The sequence below is a fragment of the Mesorhizobium sp. WSM4898 genome, assembly GCF_029625845.1.
In the GTDB taxonomy this organism is placed as follows: Bacteria; Pseudomonadota; Alphaproteobacteria; order Rhizobiales; family Rhizobiaceae; genus Mesorhizobium.
Genome location: NZ_JARTVQ010000006.1, coordinates 1 through 19286 on the forward strand (window position 1 = coordinate 1; position 19286 = coordinate 19286).

Annotated in this window: 20 protein-coding genes; 10 read left to right on the plus strand and 10 right to left on the minus strand. The window is 63.9% G+C overall.

The window, feature by feature from the left end; translation table 11 throughout:
* Positions 1-146 precede the first annotated feature (146 nt).
* Positions 147-587: a DUF4437 domain-containing protein gene (locus tag P9228_RS22955; RefSeq protein ID WP_278055864.1), complete on the plus strand. Its 441-nt coding sequence runs from the start codon at positions 147-149 to the stop codon at positions 585-587.
* Between the two features lie 33 nt (positions 588-620).
* On the opposite strand, the gene P9228_RS22960 is transcribed toward P9228_RS22955, so the two are convergent.
* The 7 genes from P9228_RS22960 to P9228_RS22990 form a co-directional block, all read right to left on the minus strand.
* Complete coding sequence (locus P9228_RS22960) at positions 621-1724, minus strand: ABC transporter ATP-binding protein (RefSeq protein ID WP_095800606.1); 1104 nt, start codon at positions 1722-1724, stop codon at positions 621-623.
* Positions 1724-2827, minus strand: a complete 1104-nt coding sequence (locus P9228_RS22965) for an ABC transporter ATP-binding protein (protein ID WP_278055866.1) — start codon at positions 2825-2827, stop codon at positions 1724-1726. Before P9228_RS22965 ends, P9228_RS22960 begins: the two co-directional genes overlap by 1 nt.
* Positions 2824-3045 (minus strand): hypothetical protein, encoded by a 222-nt coding sequence (locus P9228_RS22970; RefSeq protein WP_066989971.1) that lies wholly within the window; start codon positions 3043-3045, stop codon positions 2824-2826. The genes P9228_RS22965 and P9228_RS22970 overlap by 4 nt, the downstream gene beginning before the upstream one ends.
* The gene (locus tag P9228_RS22975; protein WP_066989974.1) at positions 3042-3998 is read right to left on the minus strand and encodes a carbohydrate ABC transporter permease; all 957 of its coding nucleotides are present in this window, start codon (positions 3996-3998) and stop codon (positions 3042-3044) included. The genes P9228_RS22970 and P9228_RS22975 overlap by 4 nt, the downstream gene beginning before the upstream one ends.
* Position 3999: 1 nt before the next feature.
* Positions 4000-4905: a sugar ABC transporter permease gene (locus P9228_RS22980; protein ID WP_095780122.1), complete on the minus strand. Its 906-nt coding sequence runs from the start codon at positions 4903-4905 to the stop codon at positions 4000-4002.
* Positions 4906-4972: 67 nt separating this feature from the next.
* Positions 4973-6289 (minus strand): extracellular solute-binding protein, encoded by a 1317-nt coding sequence (locus P9228_RS22985; protein ID WP_066989980.1) that lies wholly within the window; start codon positions 6287-6289, stop codon positions 4973-4975.
* 352 nt (positions 6290-6641) lie between these two features.
* The gene (locus P9228_RS22990) at positions 6642-7331 is read right to left on the minus strand and encodes a TetR/AcrR family transcriptional regulator (RefSeq protein ID WP_127847301.1); all 690 of its coding nucleotides are present in this window, start codon (positions 7329-7331) and stop codon (positions 6642-6644) included.
* 118 nt (positions 7332-7449) lie between these two features.
* Between P9228_RS22990 and P9228_RS22995 the strand changes: the two genes are divergently transcribed.
* From P9228_RS22995 to P9228_RS23005, 3 genes are read left to right on the plus strand one after another with little or no spacing between them, the layout of a single operon-like run.
* Positions 7450-8646 carry a Tm-1-like ATP-binding domain-containing protein gene (locus P9228_RS22995; protein ID WP_127847300.1) on the plus strand — a complete coding sequence of 399 codons (1197 nt, stop codon included), beginning with the start codon at positions 7450-7452 and terminating at the stop codon, positions 8644-8646.
* Between the two features lie 12 nt (positions 8647-8658).
* A complete protein-coding gene (locus P9228_RS23000; protein WP_067318991.1) occupies positions 8659-9522 on the plus strand; it encodes a phosphoenolpyruvate hydrolase family protein in 864 nt (287 codons plus the stop codon).
* Between the two features lie 4 nt (positions 9523-9526).
* Positions 9527-9949: a cupin domain-containing protein gene (locus P9228_RS23005; protein WP_067318993.1), complete on the plus strand. Its 423-nt coding sequence runs from the start codon at positions 9527-9529 to the stop codon at positions 9947-9949.
* Between the two features lie 142 nt (positions 9950-10091).
* Here the strand turns inward: P9228_RS23005 and P9228_RS23010 are convergent, their stop codons facing one another.
* Positions 10092-10499: a nuclear transport factor 2 family protein gene (locus P9228_RS23010; RefSeq protein WP_278055870.1), complete on the minus strand. Its 408-nt coding sequence runs from the start codon at positions 10497-10499 to the stop codon at positions 10092-10094.
* A gap of 184 nt (positions 10500-10683) precedes the next feature.
* The gene (locus tag P9228_RS23015) at positions 10684-11874 is read right to left on the minus strand and encodes a Xaa-Pro peptidase family protein (RefSeq protein WP_278055872.1); all 1191 of its coding nucleotides are present in this window, start codon (positions 11872-11874) and stop codon (positions 10684-10686) included.
* 342 nt (positions 11875-12216) lie between these two features.
* Between P9228_RS23015 and P9228_RS23020 the strand changes: the two genes are divergently transcribed.
* The 6 genes from P9228_RS23020 (at position 12217) to P9228_RS23045 (ending at position 17911) form a co-directional block, all read left to right on the plus strand.
* The gene (locus P9228_RS23020; protein WP_278055874.1) at positions 12217-13827 is read left to right on the plus strand and encodes an ABC transporter substrate-binding protein; all 1611 of its coding nucleotides are present in this window, start codon (positions 12217-12219) and stop codon (positions 13825-13827) included.
* 116 nt (positions 13828-13943) lie between these two features.
* On the plus strand, positions 13944-14930 hold the full coding sequence (locus P9228_RS23025; protein WP_278055875.1) for an ABC transporter permease: 987 nt from the start codon (positions 13944-13946) through the stop codon (positions 14928-14930).
* Positions 14927-15757, plus strand: a complete 831-nt coding sequence (locus P9228_RS23030; protein ID WP_095826826.1) for an ABC transporter permease — start codon at positions 14927-14929, stop codon at positions 15755-15757. The genes P9228_RS23025 and P9228_RS23030 overlap by 4 nt, the downstream gene beginning before the upstream one ends.
* Positions 15754-16632, plus strand: coding sequence for an ABC transporter ATP-binding protein (locus P9228_RS23035; RefSeq protein WP_127217526.1), 879 nt, complete (start codon positions 15754-15756; stop codon positions 16630-16632). The genes P9228_RS23030 and P9228_RS23035 overlap by 4 nt, the downstream gene beginning before the upstream one ends.
* On the plus strand, positions 16629-17408 hold the full coding sequence (locus P9228_RS23040) for an ATP-binding cassette domain-containing protein (protein ID WP_278055879.1): 780 nt from the start codon (positions 16629-16631) through the stop codon (positions 17406-17408). Before P9228_RS23035 ends, P9228_RS23040 begins: the two co-directional genes overlap by 4 nt.
* On the plus strand, positions 17405-17911 hold the full coding sequence (locus tag P9228_RS23045; protein ID WP_278055881.1) for an L-2-amino-thiazoline-4-carboxylic acid hydrolase: 507 nt from the start codon (positions 17405-17407) through the stop codon (positions 17909-17911). Before P9228_RS23040 ends, P9228_RS23045 begins: the two co-directional genes overlap by 4 nt.
* An 81-nt stretch (positions 17912-17992) precedes the next feature.
* Here the strand turns inward: P9228_RS23045 and P9228_RS23050 are convergent, their stop codons facing one another.
* On the minus strand, positions 17993-19285 hold the full coding sequence (locus tag P9228_RS23050) for an FAD-binding oxidoreductase (protein WP_164746883.1): 1293 nt from the start codon (positions 19283-19285) through the stop codon (positions 17993-17995).
* Position 19286: the final 1 nt, after the last annotated feature.

The window sequence follows — 19286 nt, forward strand, 5'->3', positions numbered from 1 at the left end:
GCCGCACGCCGAGAATGGCCCGCCTCGACAAACCGCACAACACGTTCACGCAAATCGAGCGAATAGGGCTTGGGCATAGCAAATCACCTCCACAAGGAAGTGAATCACAAACCTTACATCAGCGGAATCCTTCGCGATTCAATCTGATGGTCCGACGCTCTAATCAACTCGCAGCGCTTGCGCTCGCCGCGCTCACCATCTCTCCGGGGCAGGCATTCGGCCTTGAAGACAGCTATCTGACGGCCGACAAGATCCCTTATGTCGTCGAAGCGCCGGACCAGCCGCAGCGCCTCGGCCCGCTATGGGGCTCGCGGACCGAGGGCGCGGCCGGCACGCTGCTCAAAGTTCCCGGGAACTGGCGCGCACCGGTCCACGCGCACACCGCCGACTATCGCGCCGTGGTCATCAAGGGGCTCTGGGCGCATTGGCAGATCCAGGGCGGCGAGGCGACCAGGGTCGAGTTGCCGCCGGGCTCCTACTGGACCCAGAAAGCCAACGAGATGCATGACGATGCCTGCCTGTCCGACACCGAATGCGTGATCCTGCTGATCAACGACACGCCCTACGAGACCTATCTGCCGAAGTAAGTGCAGGCCGACAGCAATCGGCCGATCCGCCCGCTATCCGGCGTGCCGCAGGCTCACCCCGCTGCCCTTATCGAACAGCACCACCTTGTCCGCGTTCCAGGCAAAGCGGACCGGCTGCTCGATCTCGACGGCGGTTCTCGCCGGCACGGTGGCTCTCAGCATCGTGTCGCCGACCCTCAGCGTCACGATCTTCTCGACGCCGTGGTTCTCGACATCGTGGACCTTAGCCTCGACCGGCGCGCCGCCTTCCAGATAGACGTCCTCCGGACGGATGCCGAAGACGAGCGGGCGACCGTCGGTCGCGCCCCCCGTCTTTAGCCCCCAAGAAGCCCTGGCCCCCCCGCCAACCGGCAATTCGAAACTCATCGGCGCCATCACCGCGCGGTCGTCGACCAGCGTGCCGTCGATGAGGTTCATCGGCGGCGAGCCGACGAAGCTTGCGACATAGGTATCGCGGGGATTGTTGTAGATCTCCTGCGGCGTGCCGGTCTGCACGATGCGGCCATGGTTCAGCACGCCGACCTTGTCGCCCATCGACATCGCTTCGATCTGGTCGTGGGTGACGAACAGGAAGGTGGCACCGAGCTGCATCTGCAGGTTCTTCAACTCCGTGCGCAGCGCCTCGCGTAGCTTGGCGTCGAGCGCCGACAGCGGCTCGTCCATCAGGAACACGCGTGGTTTGCGCACGATCGCGCGGCCGATCGAGACGCGCTGCATCTCGCCACCGGAGAGCCGGTCGGTCTTGCGGTCGAGCAGATGCTCGATGCGCAGCGTGCGGGCGGCGCGCGCGACGCGGTCCTTGATCTCGGCATCCGGCAGCCGGCGGATCTTTGGCCTCAGCGGAAACTCAAGATTCTGCCGCACCGTGTAGCGCGGATAGAGCGAATATTGCTGCAGCACCAAGGCCACGTCGCGCTCGGCCGCGCTCCAGTCGGCGACGTCGACGCCGTCGATGAAGACCTGGCCCTCGGTCGGTTTCTCGAGGCCGGCGATCATCCGGAGCGTCGTCGTCTTGCCGGCGCCGGTTTCGCCCAAAAGCACGAAGAACTCGCCATCGGCGATATTGAGGTTGAGACCCGTCAGCGCGGTATGGCCGCCGAACTTCTTGGTGATGTTCTTCAGTTCGATATGGGCCATTACAGCCTTACTCCCAGCGACTTGCCGCTTGCCGTGTCGAAGAAATGCGCCTGTTCCGGGTCGATGCGGGCATGAACCTTCTCGCCCGGACCCGACACGTAGCCTGCCTTGGTGCGGGCGCGCAGCATCTTGGAGCCGACCTTGAGGTCGACAATGTCGAAGGAGCCGAGCGGCTCGATGATCTGCGCTTCGACCGGCACGTAGCCGGGAGCGGCATCATGCCGGACGAGCACGCCTTCCGGACGGATGCCGAGCGTCAAGCCACCATTGGAATGCCCGTTCAGCCTGGACAGGAGCTCGCGCGGGAACTCGAAACCCGTCGGCGCACCGCCGACGGTGACGGAGGCGGCGCCAGCCTGATTGGCGACGCTCGCCTCGGCGATGTTCATCACCGGGCTGCCGACGAATTGCGCCACGAACAGGTTTGCCGGATGCGAGTAGACCTCGTCCGGCGTGCCGACCTGCTGGATGAAGCCCTCATGCATGATGACGATGCGGTCGGCCAGACTCATCGCCTCGATCTGATCATGGGTGACATAGATCGTGGTCGATCCCTGCTTGATGTGCAGCCGCTTGATCTCGGCCCGCATTTCCTCGCGCAGCTTGGCGTCCAGCGCGCCGATCGGCTCATCCATCAGCATCGCCTTCGGCCGCCGCACCAGCGCGCGGCCGATCGCCACGCGTTGCATGTCGCCGCCCGAAAGCGCAGACGGCCTCTTGTCGAGCAGGTCGGTGATCCGCAACACCCGTGCGATCTCGCGCACCGAGGTGTCGACCTCACCGCTGCTCATGCGCGTGGCCCGCAACGGAAAGGCGATGTTCTCGAACACCGTCATATGCGGATAGAGCGAGAAGGACTGGAACACCATGGCGATGTCGCGGTCGGCGGCTTTCAGATGCTGCACCGCCTTGCCGTCGATCAGGATGTCGCCCTTATCGATCGTCTCGAGCCCGGCAATCGCGCGCAGCGTCGTCGTCTTGCCGCAGCCCGACTGTCCAAGCAGCACGATGAACTCGTTGTCGGCGATGGCGAGGTTCAGATTATGGATGACCTGGACCGCACCGAAGAATTTCTCGATGCCGCGAAGTTCGATCTGCGTCACTGCCCGGCCCCCTCATGCGTCACGGCGCCGGTTTCCTCTCTCTGCTCCGGTGCGATTTTCGACGTGATGTTGAAGCCGATCAGCCCGATCAGGATGATCGTCACCCCATAGGAATGCAGGCTGAGGCTCCATGGCTGGCAGAGCGCGACGATGCCGAGCACCATGAGGATCTGCGATGCCGGCAAAAGGTACTTCTCGTTGACGGCGCGAAAACTCATTTGCGGATCGCTCCGAAAGTCACGCCGCGAAGCAGGTGGTTGCGCAGCAGGAAGGTGAAGATCGCAACCGGCAGCAGGAACAGGAACGTGCCCGCCGCGATCGTGGTCCAGTCCGGCAGGCCGGAGCCGATCTGCGACGGGATGAAGGGCGGCGCCGTCTGGGCGCGCCGGTTGGTCATGATCAGCGCGAAAGCGTACTCGTTCCAGGCGGTGATGAAGCAGAACACGGCGGTGGCGGCGATGCCGGTTGCGGCCTCGGGCAGCACGATCTTGAAGAAGGCCTGCATGCGCGTATAGCCGTCGACAAGTGCTGCCTCCTCATACTCTTTCGGGATCTCATCCATGAAGCCCTTCATCAGCCAGACCGAGAAGGACAGGTTGAAGGCGACGTAGAGGATGATCAGGCCGATATGGGAGTCGTTGAGGCCAACTGCCCGGTACATCAGGAACATCGGGATGGCGACGACCACCGGCGGCAGCATGCGCGTCGAGAGGATGAAGAACAGAAGGTCCGCCTCGCCGGCGATCTTGAAGCGCGAGAAGCCGTAGGCGGTGAAGGTTCCCATGCCGACGGCGAGAACGGTGCTGACCACCGCCACGATCAGGCTGTTCATGAACCGGTCGGGATATTGCGAAAGCTGCACGTCCTTGCCGACCTTCAGCACTCGCTCGCCGCCGTCGTAGATGCGCTTTTCCCACCAGGGCGCGGCTTCGTAGACTTGCGGGTCGACGGTCTTCTGCATCTGCACGCGCTTGGTGAAGAGCCGCACGAACGGCGTCACCTCGGGCTCGAACAGCACGGTTGGCGGCACGCTGACGGCGAGCTCCTTCGGCTTGAATGCCGTCGAGGCGATCCAATAGATCGGTGCGAGGAAGACCAGCGTGGCGATCAGCACCGCGGCGATGGCGACACGGTTGAGCGCGACCTCGGAAGAAGTGCGGACGGCGGCCATCTCAGCGCTCCTTCACCTTGTTGAGATACTTTACGTAGAGGTTGGTGATGGCCAGCACCATGATCAGCACGATGTAGGCGAGCGCGCAGGATTTGCCGGTGTCCCACTGCTGGAAGGCCTGCTTGTAGAGCCGGATCGCGATCAGCTCGGCGGTCGGCTGAGTCGTCATCGTGTAGGCGATGTCGAAGGTCTTGAAGGCTTCCATGGTGCGGAAGATCAGCGCGATCAAAAGGATCGGCGAGACCAGCGGCAACGTGATGCGGGTGAAGGTGTACCACCAGCTGGCGCGGTCGATCGCGGCGGCTTCGTAGAGGTGCTGCGGCACCGCCGACAGGCCGGCGAGCGACAGCAGCATGACGAAGGGCGACCACATCCAGATGTCGGTGATCGCGACGGCGTAGAGCGCGCTGTCGGGATTGGAGAGCCAGGCGAAGTCGCCGAGGCCGAAGACGTAGTTGATCGGTCCCCAGGACGGGCTGTAGAGCAGCTGCCAGAACAGGCCGACGACCGCCGCCGACATCATCATCGGCAGCAACAGCAAGGTCGTGATCAGGCCCTTCATCGGAAAGCTGCGGTTGAGCAGAAGCGCGAGGCCGAAGCCTACGATCATCTGCCCGGCCACCGACACGATCACATATTTCGCGGTGATGACGAAGTTCGACCAGATGTGATCGTCGCTGAGCAGCTCGCGGTAATTCTGCAGGCCGACGAACTGCCAGGGCTCGCTGCGGTTCGCGGCGAAGTTGGTGAAGGAATAGCCGAGCGAATAGATCAGCGGAAAAATGTTGAAGACGATCAGGAAAACCAGCGTCGGGATGATGAACATGTTGCGGATGGTCAGATCCGACCAGCCTCGCGCGGCGGCCCTGGATGCTGGATCAAGATTGGTAAGGGCTACCGAAGCCAACGGTCGTTCTCCCTGAAAACAGGAATGCCGGAGGGGAAACCCTCCTCCGGCATTCTGACTGTGACGCCTACTTGTAGCGGTTGTATTTGGTGAACGTCGCCTTCCAGTCGGCGGCGGTCTTGTCGAGCGCTTCCTGGGCGGTGCCCTTGCCGCCGACCACGAACGGATAGATATTCTGGTTCAGCTGATCGAGCACTTCGGCATATTCAGGCGTTGCCCAGAAGTCCTTGACCATGAACATCGTGTCGTAGAAGGCCTTGTTATACGGCGTAGCGTTCTGGAAGGCCTCCGACTTCAGCACGGCCTGGCTGCAGGTATAGCCGCCGAGCTCGGCCCACTTCTTCTGGGTCTCGTCCTTGATGAACCACTCAAGGAATTTCATCGCCTCGTCCTTGTTCTTCGAGTATGAGACGACGGAGATGCCCTGGCCGCCGAGAGCGGCGAAGCGCTTGCCGTCCGGACCGGCCGGGTTGGCGAAGAAGCCGGTCACGTCGGCATAGGGGTTGGTGGCTTTGTTCACCAGCGGCGGGAAGAAGGCGAAGAAGTTCATGCTCATCGCGGCGAGCCCGCCGGTGATGGCTTGGTTGTCCTCCACGAAGAACGTCTTGCCCCAGCCGGGAGGCGTGAACTTGTAGAGTTCCTTGTACATTTCGAGGCCGGCGACGGCCTCCTTGGAATTGGTGATGCCGTCGACCTTGTAGGTCGCGTAGTCGCCGAGATCGCCGCCATAGCTGAAGATCGCGCTTTCGACGCCCATCGCCATCGCGTCATACGAGTTGTCGGTGTAGATCGCGACGCCGTAGCGCTTCTGGTCCGGACGATGGAAGAACTCGGCGATGTCGCGCAGCTGCGCATAAGTCTTCGGAACATCGAGGTCGTAGCCGTACTTCGCCTTGAAGGCTTCCTTCTCCTTCGGGTCCTCGAACCAGTCCTTGCGGTAAGACCAGCCGATCGCATCGCCTTCCAGCGGGATCGCCCAGTACTTGCCGGAACCGCCCGGGTACTCGGCATAATATTTGATGGTCGCGGGCGCCATCACATCGCCAAGCTTATGCTTGTTGAAGAAGTCCGTCAGATCCACATAGTGGCCCTGCGTCGAGCCGGCGCCCAGCCATTGCGAGTCGCCGACCACCATGTCGTAGGCGTCGCCATGCGCGTTGAACTCGGTGAAGGCCTTCGTCTGGAAATCAGGCCACGGCGTGGTCTGCACCGTGACTTTCACGCCCGTCTCGGCCGTGTAGTCGTTGACGAGTTCCTGCAGATAGTTCGCCGGATCCCATTCCGCCCAGAAGATGGTGAGTTCCTTGTCTTGCGCGCGGACGGATGTCCCGCAGGCAAGCGCCAGCCCGATACCAGCGATCACGCTGGTCACTATCTTGCGCATAGTTTTCCTCCCTTGTGCGCCTTCTACCTTGTCATGCGGGCCGGCATAGCGGTCGGCCCTGGCAGTTCCTCCTGTGACGGCATTTTCCGGTTCGGGCCTCCTCGCCCGGCCGGAAAAATCGATCGCAACCTTCACCTTCGCTCCGCTTTACGCGTCCTGATCTGGTATTACCAATTCAAGAGGGACGTCAAGTTCTTTCTTGTGCAGTCCAAAACGGTTCCACAAGCCGCTCAAAGCGATATCCCTCTGTTTTCTATAATTTTTCCTACTCTTCGATATGCGGAGACCTTGTCTCCTGCGATGTATTGCAGTCATTGTTGTTGACATCCTCTCCAATCTGGTCGAACCAGATTCAGGACATGTCTATTTCGGCTGATGCCGAACCTCCAGTCGCCTTCGCTCCTGATTCCGCCACCGCCGCGCGCACCAGCGCGCCCGCCGCCCACTCGGCGACCGCCATCATGTCACGGCTGTCCAGCCCCCAAATATCCTTCAGCACGATCAGCACCTCGACACCGAACATCATCGACAGCGCCTGGGCAAGACGCTTGAACTGGCGCGGCTTGAGCTGACCCTTGAGCGGAGCGATCGCGTCCTTCAGGAGGTCGATCCGATGGCCGCGCTTGAAAGCCGGTTCGGCGCCTAGCGTGCCAGCCTGCCGTCTCGCCCACTGGTCGAGCGAAAGCTTGAGCGCCGCCTTGAACGTCGCCTCGAAAGCCTCGATGCGCGGCATGGCGGAGGCGAAGAGTTCGGCAACCCGCTGTTCCGGATCTTTCGAATTCGATTTCCAGGTCAGGATCGGTCCGAGCCCCTCGTCGACGACCGCCTGCACCAGCGCGGCCTGGCTCGGAAAGTAGCGGTAGGCGGTCGCGCGCGACACTTCCGCAGCCTCTGCAACCTCGCTGACCGAAGGCGTCACGCCGGACTGCATCAGCCGCGTCGCCGTTTCCAGCATCAGCCGCCTGGTACGGGCGCGGGCCCCCTTCCCGGCTCTCAGCTGCTCGGCGTCATCGGAAGCGGCTTGTTGACGTGAGACATCCATATCAATACGATACGCGCGTCTCAAAAAATTGCAATGGCCGGACCGAGCGCCAGGCCCGAAGCGGCAGGCCGCACCGCCGAGTAGGCCGGCTAACCGAGGAGACGACGGGGAAAGGCGAATGAAGCATATCTATGTGGTCGGCACCGCCGACACCAAGGGTGAGGAGCTTGCCTTCCTGGCCGACGCCGTCGCCGCCGGCGGCGGCTCGGTCGTCCGCGTCGATATCGGCACACGCGGCGCGACCGTCCCGGTGGATGTCGCGGCAAGCGAGGTCGCCGCGCATCATCCCGATGGAGCCGGCGCCGTGCTCGGCACTGACGACCGCGGACTCGCCGTTGCCGGCATGGGTGTCGCCTTTATCCGCTTCATCCAATCGCGCGACGACGTCGCCGGCGTGATCGGCATTGGCGGCGGCGGCGGCACATCGATTGTCACCGCCGGCATGCGCGCCCTACCGCTCGGCCTACCGAAGATCATGGTCTCGACGCTGGCCTCCGGCGATACCGCGCCTTACGTCGATGTCTCCGACATCGTCATGATGCCGTCGGTAACCGACATGGCCGGCCTCAATCGTCTGTCGCGCGTCGTTCTGCACAACGCCGCCCAGGCGATCGCCGGCATGGCGGCGAGGCCGGCCCCGTCAACTGCCGGCAAGCCGGCGCTCGGCTTGACCATGTTTGGCGTCACCACGCCCTGTGTCACGGCAATCGTCGAGCGCTTGCGCGCCGACTATGACTGCATGGTCTTCCATGCGACCGGCACAGGTGGCCGCTCGATGGAGAAGCTTGCCGATAGCGGCCTGCTCGCCGGCGTCCTTGATATCACCACAACCGAGGTCTGCGATTTGCTGTTCGACGGCGTGCTGTCGGCGACGGAGGATCGCTTCGGCGCCATTGCTCGCACGAAACTGCCCTATGTCGGCTCGGTCGGCGCGCTCGACATGGTGAACTTCTGGGCGCCGCCGACTATCCCCGACAAATATCGCGGGCGGCTGTTCTATGAGCATAATCCGAATGTCACGCTGATGCGCACTACCGCCGAGGAGAGCCGCCGGATCGGCGAATGGATCGGCGGCCGCCTCGCCCGTTGCGACGGCCCGGTGCGCTTCCTGATCCCGGAAAAAGGCGTGTCGGCGCTCGATGTCGAAGGCGGCGCCTTCTTCGATCCGCAAGCCGATGCGGCGCTGTTCGAAGCCATCGAGCACACCATCAAGCCGACCGGGAACCGTATCGTGACGCGCCTGCCGCTGCACATCAACGATCCTGCATTCGCCAAGGCCGCGGCCGAGGCTTTCCTCGACATCGCCAAGAAGTGAGATCCGACAAACATGGCCGCCATCCCGCGCAAAACCATACTGGAAAGGTTCCGCAAGATGATCGCCGATGGCGTTCCGATCGTCGGCGGCGGTGCCGGTACCGGCCTGTCGGCCAAGGCCGAGGAAGCCGGCGGCATCGATCTCATCATCATCTACAATTCCGGCCGTTACCGCATGGCCGGGCGCGGCTCGGCCGCCGGCCTGCTCGCCTATGGCAATGCCAACGAGATCGTCAAGGAAATGGCCTATGAGGTGCTGCCGGTGGTAAAGAAGACGCCGGTGCTGGCCGGCGTCAACGGAACCGACCCCTTCGTCATCATGCCGCTGTTTCTCGCCGAACTGAAGACGATGGGCTTTTCCGGCGTGCAGAATTTTCCGACCATCGGCCTCTTCGACGGCACCATGCGGCAGAGTTTCGAGGAGACCGGCATGGGTTTTAGCCTCGAGGTCGACATGATCGCCGAGGCGCACAAGCTCGACCTGCTCACCACGCCTTACGTCTTCAACCCCGACGAGGCGCGCGCCATGACCAAGGCGGGCGCCGACGTGGTCGTAGCCCATATGGGCGTGACCACAGGCGGCTCGATCGGCGCGACCTCGGCGAAGTCGCTGGATGCCTGCGTCGAGGAGATCGATGCGATTGCCGACGCCGCGCGCTCGGTGCGCAAGGACGTCATCCTGCTTTGCCATGGCGGGCCGATCTCCATGCCCCATGATGCGCGCTACATCCTCGAGCGCTGCGAAGGACTGCACGGCTTCTACGGCGCAAGCTCGATGGAACGGCTGCCGGCCGAGGCGGCGATCGCCAGGCAGACGGCGGATTTCAAGGCAGCGGCAATCGGCAAAGCGAAAATGCCAGCAACTAGCAAGGGATGAGGCAATGGCCGACAAGAGCAAGGTGTTCGTTTATCCGAAGGAGGTCAGCGCCTTCGGCTTCGACTGGGGCAAGCTGGCCCTCACGGTCGCGCCGGAAGTGAACGGCGCGGAGCGCTTCTCCGGCGGCGTCGTCGACCTGCCGCCCGGCAAGGGGCACACCCGCCACAACCACCCAGGCGCGGAGGAGATCATCTTCGTGATTTCCGGCCATGGCGAACAGATGGTCGAGGACGAGAAGGGCAATCCGGTGGTCGCCAAGGTCGGTCCCGGCTGCACCGTCTATGTGCCGGAAAGCCGCTTCCACTCGACGCTCAACACGGGCGATCAGCCGATGCAGCTTTTCGTCGTCTATTCGCCGGCCGGCCCCGAGCTAGCGCTGCGTGACCTGCCGGATTTCAAGCTGCTGCCGCGAGAGGCAAGCAATTGATGGCAAATCGCTTGCGGGCGTTATTCGCCCACCGGTTTGCTTCGCAATCACCTCTCCAGGTATGTACGGGGGCTACAGCAAACAGGTGTGCGGAGACATCGCGAACAGTCTCGTGCGAGGCGACGCGAATAGCACCTCCAGGCTAAGCCCAGAATGCATCCCAGGCGTAGAGGTCGTAGAAGTGTTCCCGGCCATCGACTACCTTGCCGGCCCTGATGTCGAAGACGATGCAACAGAGCACATCAAGCTGTTTGCCGTTGCGTTCCCCGGTATTGCGATGGACGCCGACCACACGTCCGTCCTCACTTTCCATGACATGCAGAAGATTCGCCCTGAAGGTGCCAAGGGTTTGCCCGCCATAACGGCCGAACTGGGCAAAAGTCGCCTCACGGCCTTTGTAGTCCCCGGCGATCGGATTCCTTCCCGGGCTATGCCACGTGCATTTCTCGTCGATGATTTGCGCAAGCGTGTCCATGTCTCCGGAGTTGAAGGCGGCGTAACCCCGCCGAACGAGCTCGGAGTTCTGATTTCTTGATGTTACGTCTGCCATAACTTCCTCCTGCTACCGGCCCGACGTAATCGGTCTGGTAGGAGGCGCCGGGCCACAACTCAAGTCAGCAAGATACACCCAGGACGGCGGGCGCGCACGACGAAGCTTGTTTCCCATCAATCCGCAGAAGCCGCCCCGAGGTTTGAACTCGGTCATTCGGAGTGATTGGTTTCCCGAGCGCGCTCTAGGAGACCCCGCCCCTGTTCCACCCACGCCCGCGATCGCCGAACATCGCATAGCCTGTATCGGTCACCGCCACGGTATCCTCGAGCTTGATGAAGCCGCGCGTCGGGTGGAGCATGGTAGTCTCGACCGAAAGCACCATGTTCTTTTCCAGCGGCTTGGCCGCATAGGTGCCTTCATAGGTGACCGGATGGTTGGTCATCAAAAACGGCGCTTCATGCGTGATCAGCCCCATGCCGTGGGAGAAGAAATCCGTATAGGCCGCGACCTTGGAAGCCTTCAGCACGCTCTCGGCGTGCGCGATCATGTCGCCGCCGAGCGTGCCGGCTTTGACCTTGGAGAACGCGGCCTGCTGCACCGACTCGACTTCGGACAGCAGATCCTCGAGCTCGGCATCCGGTTCGCCAAGAATACCCATGCGGCAGAGGTCGCCGATATAGCCGTGATAGTTGCCGCCGGAATCGATCGACAGCACCTCGCCCTGCTTCCACGTCTGGCTCGAGGCGGCACGGTTGTGGCTGGCACCCAGTGTCAGCAGACAATATTCGAAATGCGCGCCGCGATTGGTCTCCTCGCGCCGTAACTGCTCGATGATGTCGGTCTTGGTCGTGCCCTCGCGCGCCCAGGCGATCGTCGCCAGCATCGAATCGGTGATCAGTTCGGAGGCGATGCGCAGCTTCTCCAGTTCGGCCTCGGTCTTGACGGCGCGCATGCGCTCCAGCATGCCGGTGGCATCGATCAGCTTTGCATCCGGCAAGGCCTTGCGGATCAGCGAGTAAGCGTCCGAGGGCAGGAAAGCAGGCTCGATGCCGATGCGGGCAGCACCCTTGCCGATCTTCTGCAGATGCTCGACGGCAAGGTTGGCGGCGTCGAGCGTGCCCCAGCAGGCCGCATGCAATGTCGGTGTCCAGAACGGATGGTTCTCGTGCTCGCCGCCTTCCATCTTGTTGCCGATATAGGCCGCATGCTCCGGCCCGCCTTTTTCATAGAGGACGATCGGCAGGTAGCGGCTATGGCCGATGGCGTCCATCGCCGCGAAAAAGATGAACTTGTAGCCGCCGAGCAGATATTGCGTGTTGTGCTTGGAGGTGGCGAAAAGCACATCGATGCCGGCCTCCTCCATCAGCCGGTCCACCCGAGCCTGGTCGAACGGGATGCCGCTGGCCTCGGTTTTGCCCGGAGCGATGTTCATCTTTCCCTCCCTGATTTCCTCGGCCGCTCAAGCAGTCAAACATGATGAAACTGCCGTTTGCGACCAAATCTGCACCATCTTGACCGTTTTGGTCCAGCCAGAATTGACAGCATCCGGCTGATCCCGCCCTCTCCTACTTGGCTTGAGGCCGCGTACGGCTTATTCTGGTCCTACCAGATAGTCGCGACCGCAGACCGAATATAACTGGTCCAGCGGACGAAAATTTCAGAGCCAAGCCAGCATGCGCCAAATCCGTCTCTGGCGAAACCTTTGCCAAGGGCCATAATCCCGCTGATTTTGAGGTTGCCCGCGCCGGTCGCGGGTGAAGAGGGGAGCTTGAGGATGTCCGGATTGCCGATTTCACGCCGCGGCCTGCTGGCTGGCTCGGCACTGCTTCTGGCCTCGACCGCGTTGCCGGCCATCGGCCGGGCGCAGACGCCGAAGAAGGGCGGCAGGTTGATCGTGGCCGCCGACTCCGAGCCGCGCAACCTCAATCCGGCTATTGTCGCTTCCAACGGCGTCTTCTTCATCTCCAGCAAGGTGGTCGAGACGCTGGCCGAGGCCTCCTTCGACGGCAAGGACGGGCTTCAGCCGCGCCTTGCGCTTTCCTGGGAAGGCTCGGCCGACGGCCGGTCGGTGACCTTCAAGTTGCGCGACGGCGTCAAATGGCATGACGGCAAGCCCTTCACCTCCGCCGACGTCGCCTTCTCCGCGCTGCAGGTCTGGAAGCCTCTGCAGAATCTCGGCCGCACGGTGTTCAAGGACCTTGAAGCCGTCGACACGCCCGACAAGCTTACGGCCGTGTTCAAATTCGCCAAGCCGACGCCGTTCCAGCTGATCCGCAACGCGCTGCCGGCATTGAGCAGCGTCGTGCCGAAGCACGTCTATGAGGTGGGCAAGATCGAGGACAACCCGGCCAACAACGCTCCGGTCGGCACCGGCCCGTTCAAATTCGCCGAATACAAGGCCGGCCAGTACTATCGGCTTGCGCGGAACGATGCCTATTGGGACAAGGACGAGCCCTATCTCGACGAGATCGTCTACCAGGTGCTGCCCGACCGAACCTCTGCGGCTGCGGCGCTCGAGGCGGAAGAAATCCAGCTCGCCGCCTTCTCCGCCGTGCCGCTCGCCGACCTCGACCGCATCTCAAAGGTGCCGGGCCTGAAGGTCATCACCAAGGGCTATGAGGGGCTGACCTACCAGCTCGTCGTCGAGATCAACCATCGCCGCAAGGAACTGGCGGACCTGACAGTGCGGCAGGCGATCGCGCATGCCATCGACAAGGATTTCGTCGTCAAGACAATTTTCCTCGGCTACGCCGCGACCGCAACCGGTCCGGTGCCGAAGAACGATCCGCAATTCTACACTGCCGACGTCCCGATCTACCCCTTCGACGTCGCCAAGGCCAACGAGCTGCTCGACGAGGCCGGCTACAAACGGGCCGACGACGGCAAGCGCTTTGCACTGAAGCTGCTGCCGGCGCCGTACTTCAATGAGACCAAGCAGTTCGGCGATTACCTGCGCCAGGCGCTGGCCGTAATCGGCATCGACGCCCAAATCGTCAACAACGACTCGGCCGCCCATATGAAGGCGGTCTATACCGACCACGCCTTCGACCTCGCCGTCGGCCCGCCGGTGTTCCGCGGCGACCCGGCGATCTCGACCACCATCCTGGTGCAGAGCGGCATCCCCGACGGCGTGCCCTTCTCCAACCAGGGCGGCTACAAGAACGCCGACCTGGATGCGCTGATCGCCAAAGCGTCAGAGACGCTCGACACATCCGCCCGCACCGAGCTCTACAAGGAATTCCAGAAAATGGTGGCGGCCGACCTGCCGCTGATCAACGTCGCCGAGTGGAGCTTCATTTCCGTCGCCCGCGACACTGTCGGCAACATCGCCAACAACCCGCGCTGGGCGGTATCGAACTGGGCGGACACCTTTTTGGCGGGTTGATCCGCACTTGCGGATTGCCTGCCTGGGTGCTGAGCTTTGAGAATGAGAGTTCCGTCGCGCCCCCCTCTGTCCTGCCGGACGCGGCATCCAAGGGTTGGCCCTGATATGGCGTCGCCATGACCCGAGCCCTCACCCTCCTGCGCCGCCGTCTCGTCGGCAGCGTCTTCGTGCTGCTGATCGTCGTCATCGGCAGCTTCCTGCTGCTCGAAGCTGCCCCTGGCGACGCGGTCGACGCCTATATCGTCTCGACCGGCGGCGACGCCGGCATGATCGAATTGCTGCGCCACCGCTGGGGCCTCGACCAGTCGGAACTGACCCGGCTCGCCAACTATCTCTGGGCGCTCTTGCACCTCGACCTTGGCCAGTCCGTCACCTTCTCGCGGCCGATCCTCGACGTCATCCTCGAACGCCTGCCGACCACACTCATCCTGATGGGCAGCGCCACCGCGCTCTCCTTCGGCCTCGGCTCGGCGCTCGGCATCTATGCCGGTGCGCGTCCCGGCAGTTTTCGCGACCGCTTCCTGTCGATCGGCTCGCTGGCGCTCTACGCCGTGCCGGGGTTCTGGCTCGGCCTTGTGCTGATCGTCGTCTTTGCCGTCGACCTGCGCTGGCTGCCGATCGGCGGCATCGAGACCATCGCATCGGCCAAGACCGGGGTGGCGCGGGCCGGCGACATCGCCACCCATCTTGTGCTGCCGGTCTCGGCGCTCGGATTCATCTATCTCGCGCTCTATCTGCGCATGATGCGCGCCGGCATGGCGGAAGCGTGGCGGCAGGATTTCGTGCTTGCCGCCCGCGTCAGGGGCTTGCCGCGCCGGCGCATCGTGCTTGCGCATGTCGCCCGCAACGCGCTGCTGCCGCTGGTCACCATGCTCGGCTTGCAATCGGCGCAGATGCTGGGCGGCAGCGTTGTCATCGAAAGCGTCTTTGCCGTCCCCGGCCTCGGCCGGCTGGCGCAGGAAGCCGTCGCCGGACGCGACACGCCGCTGCTGCTCGGCATCATTTTGGTGAGCGCCGTGCTCGTTATCGTCATCAACCTCCTGGTCGATCTCGCCTACGCCTTCCTCGATCCGCGCGTCGGTGCCGGCGAGGCGGTCGCATGAAGAGGCTGCATCGCTTTTTCCAGACGCCGGAAGCGATCGCCGGCGCACTCATCCTCGCCTTGCTCGTCGCGATCGCGCTGGCAGCGCCGCTGCTCTTTCGGGGCGACCCGCAAGCGATCGCCGGCCCGGCCTTGCTGCCGCCGTTGCAAAATTGGTCGCTGCCGCTCGGCACCGACCGGCTCGGCCGCGACGTGCTGGCCGAACTTTTCCACGGCGCGCGCACCTCGCTGGCGGTTGGACTAGCGGCGGCCGCAGCTGCGCTTCTGGTCGGCGCGGTGGTGGGCACGCTGGCCGGTTTCGCCGGCGGCTTGATCGACGAGGTGCTGATGCGCATCACCGACGCCTTCCAGACCGTGCCTAGTTTTTTGCTGGCGCTGGCCTTCGTCAGCATCGTCGGCCCCTCGCTTGGAGTGGTGATCGCGGCCATCGCGCTCGGCGCCTGGACCGGGCCGGCGCGGGTGGCGCGCGCGGAAGTCCTGTCGATCCGCGAGCGCGACTATGTCGCCGGCGCTCGTGTCATCGGCATGCATCCGCTGGAGATTGCCTTTCGCGAGGTGCTGCCCAATGCGCTGCCGCCGGTGCTGGCGCTTTCCTCGGTGATCGTCGCGGCCGCCATCCTCACCGAAGCAGCGCTTTCCTTCCTCGGCCTCGGTGATCCCAACCGCGTCACCTGGGGCGGCATGATCGCCGAAGGCCGCACTGTCTTGCGCACCGCGCCTTTCCTGTCGATCGTTCCCGGTATCGCGCTGGTGCTGACCGTTCTCGGCGTTTACCTCGCCGGCGAGGGCGTGGTGGAAAGCACCGCGGTACGCAGGAGCCTGTCGTGACTGCGCTGCTTTCGATCCGCGATCTGACCGTGCGGTATCGGCGCGACGGCGTCGAGGTAACGGCGCTGAAGGGCATCAGCCTTGATGTGGAAGCCGGGGAACGCCTTGCGATCATCGGTGAGAGCGGCTCGGGCAAGAGCACGCTGGCGCTGGCGGTTGCGGGATTGTTGGCGGAAGCGGCCGAGGTTGGAGGTTCGATCGAGTGGCAGAAACCTCGATCGTCTCATTCCCTCACACCCCCCTCCGTCCAGTCGTCCGGCGGGATAGAGGGGGGTGCGCAGGATCGCCAGCCTCCGCATTTTCAGCCCATTGGTGGCCGCGACATCGGCTTCGTCTTCCAGGACCCCTCCTTCAGCCTCGACCCGGTGATGCCGGTCGGCAAGCAAATCGCCGAGGTCGCACGCACGCATCTCAACCTCAACTGGCGCGAGGCCTATGCCAAAGCCAAAACCCTGCTCGAGCGCGTCCGCCTGCCCGACTCCGAAGCCGTCTTGCGCGCCTATCCGCACCAGCTGTCCGGCGGCCAGAAGCAGCGCGTTGCAATCGCAGCGGCCATCGCCGCCGCCCCGAAACTGCTGATTGCCGACGAGGCGACCAGCGCGCTCGACACCATCGTCCAGGCCGAGATCGTTTCCCTGATCCGCGGGTTGGTCAACGAGGACGGCCTGACGCTCGCCTTTATCAGCCACGACATCGCGCTCGCCGCCACGCTCGCCGAACGCATCGCGGTGCTGCGTCATGGCGAGTTGGTCGAATTGGGCGACACGGACCAGATCCTCAACGCGCCGCGCCATGCCTATACGCGCACGCTGCTCGATGCCCATCTCGGCCTCGACGCCAGGCCGCTTCTTGACCGGCAAGGCGCCCCGGCATGACCGTGCTCGCCGTCTCCAATCTCTCCAAGCGCTATCGCCGCGGCGGCAAACCCTTTGCGGCCGTCGACGATGTCTCGTTTGAGATCGGCCCGGCTGAAACGCTGGCCCTCGCCGGTCCGTCCGGCAGTGGCAAGTCGACCGTTGCGCGGCTGGTGCTGCGCCTGCTCGAGCCCGACGCCGGGCGCATCCAATTCGAGGGCACAGACTTCCTTAACTTGTCGGGCGCCGCGTTGCGCGCCCGCCGTGCCCGCCTCCAGATGGTCTTCCAGGATCCGCTCGCCGCCTTTAACCCGCGCTCCACCGTGGCGCGTGCGCTGGACGATCCGTTGCGCATCCACGGCATCGCCTCGCGCTCGGAGCGCCCGCGCCGCATCGCAGCTCTCTTGGAGCGTGTCGGCCTCGATGCCGGCCTTGCCGCGCGCGCGATCCACGAGATTTCCGGCGGCCAGCGCCAGCGGGTAGCGATCGCCCGCGCCATCGCCACCCGACCGTCGCTGATCGTCCTCGACGAGGCGGTCTCGGCGCTCGACGTTTCGGTGCGCGGACAGATCCTGGACTTGCTGCTCGACCTGCAAAGACAGGAACAGATCGCCTATCTCTTCATTTCGCATGATCTCGGCGTAATCCGCGCCGTCGCGCATCGCATCGTTCTCCTCGATGCCGGCCGGGTCGCCGAGAGCGGCGACGCCCGCACCGTCATCGCCAGCCCGCAATCGGCGGTCGGCAAGGCGCTGGTGGCGGCAACCCCGAGGCTGAATAGGATCAAAACACCATGACCGACTCCGACGCAGCCATTGCCGAAAAACTGTCGCGCGAGCTCGACTCCGCCTTTCGCAACAGGGGCGATCTCTATCGCCTCTTCCTCGATGAGCTGACCGCCGAGCTTGGCGCCGAGAAGGCCGAAGCATTAATGATCCGCACCATCGAAAAGCGCGGCCGGGAAGTTGCAGCGGCCGCTTTCGCCGGTTTCGGCCCCAATGATGCGCTCGCGATCGGCGAGGCGTTCCTTTCCGTCAGCCCGGATGGCGGGCGCATGTATCCGACCGACGTCGAGCGCAGGCCGGACCGCATCGCTTTCAAGGTGAAGCGCTGCCCGCTGAAGGATGCCTGGATCGAGGCGGGCGTCGGCGAGGAAAAGCTTGCCACGCTCTGCCGCATCGCCGGCGCCTTCGACCGCGGACTGTTCGAAGCAACCGGCGTGCGCTTCGCCAACGTGACCTGGACGCCGGGCCACGGCTCCGGCTGCTGCCACATCGCGCTGACCAACCGCGACACCTAGCGAGCCGACGATTTGACTTTCGGCCGAAGACGTGCAGTTCCGCGCCGGATTCGTCGCTGGCACCGACGGGAAAGTCGGCGCTCAACGCCTGAGTCGATCGCGCATCGCATACCACAGCATGCCGAGCACATAGAGCGGCCCGCGCAGCGCCGTGCCGCCGGGGAACGGCAGCGGCGTCAGCGTCGAGAACAGGTCGAGCCGCGAGGCGTCGCCGGTGATCGCTTCCGCGAGCAGCTTGCCCGACAGCGTCGACAGGATGACGCCCTTGCCGGAATAGCCATGCGCGAAATAGACCTCGCCATAATGCCCGACATGCGGCAGGCGCGACGTCGTCACAGACACGAGCCCGCCCCAGGCATGGTCGATCCGGCACCCCCTAAGCTGTGGGAAGGTCTTTTCCATATGGGGCCGCACGAAGCCGCCAATGTCGGCGGGCGGCGAGGGCGTATAGCGCTCGCCGCCGCCGAACAGCAGGCGGCCATCCGCGGACATGCGGTAGTAATTGACCACGAAAAGCGTGTCCGAAACCGCGGCGTTGGACGGGATGACGTTGCGCGCGCCCAACGGCTCGGTGGCGACGATGTAGTTGCCGATCGGCATGATGCGGCTGTTGACGCGCGGCTCGAGCCCGTTGAGCAGCGCATCGCCGGCCAGCACCACATGCCTGGCACGGACCGAGCCCTTGTCGGTGAACACCCGGATAAAGGGTTCGCGCTCCAGCCGGACGGCGACCGAGTTCTCGTGGATGGTGACGCCAGCGGCAGAAGCGGCCCCAGCGAGCCCCAGCGTGTAGTTCAGCGGATGCATGTGTCCGCCGAGCGTCTCGAAGGATGCACCGAGATAAGGCGTATCGACCATGCGCCGCGCCTCCGCCGCCGACAGGATCTCGACATGCGGGAAGTCCATCACCTTGGCGAGGCACTCGGCCTCTTCCTCGAATTCGCGCATGTCGGAGCCGTTGACCGCGCCGACCAGATGGCCGGTCAGCCGCAAGTCGCATTCGATGCCGTGGCGCTCGATAATGTCGAGCACCAAGCCTCGCGCCTCGAAGGCGAGGTCGAACAGCGCCTTCGCCCGCTCCGGCCCGAACGCTCTGACCAGCTCCTTGGCGCCCTTGCGCAGACCGGGGATTATCTGGCCGCCATTGCGCCCAGAGGCACCCCAGCCGATCTTGCCGCCTTCGAGCAGCACCACTTTAAGGCCGCGTTCGGCCGCATGGAGCGCCGCCGAAAGCCCGGTGCAGCCGCCACCGACGACCACCAGGTCGGCTTCTGCATCGCCGGTAAGCGCCGGATGGTCCGGCGCCGGATTGGCAGTCGCCACATAATAGGATTTGCCGATATCAAGACCGGAATTGAAACCCGTCGAAGCCATG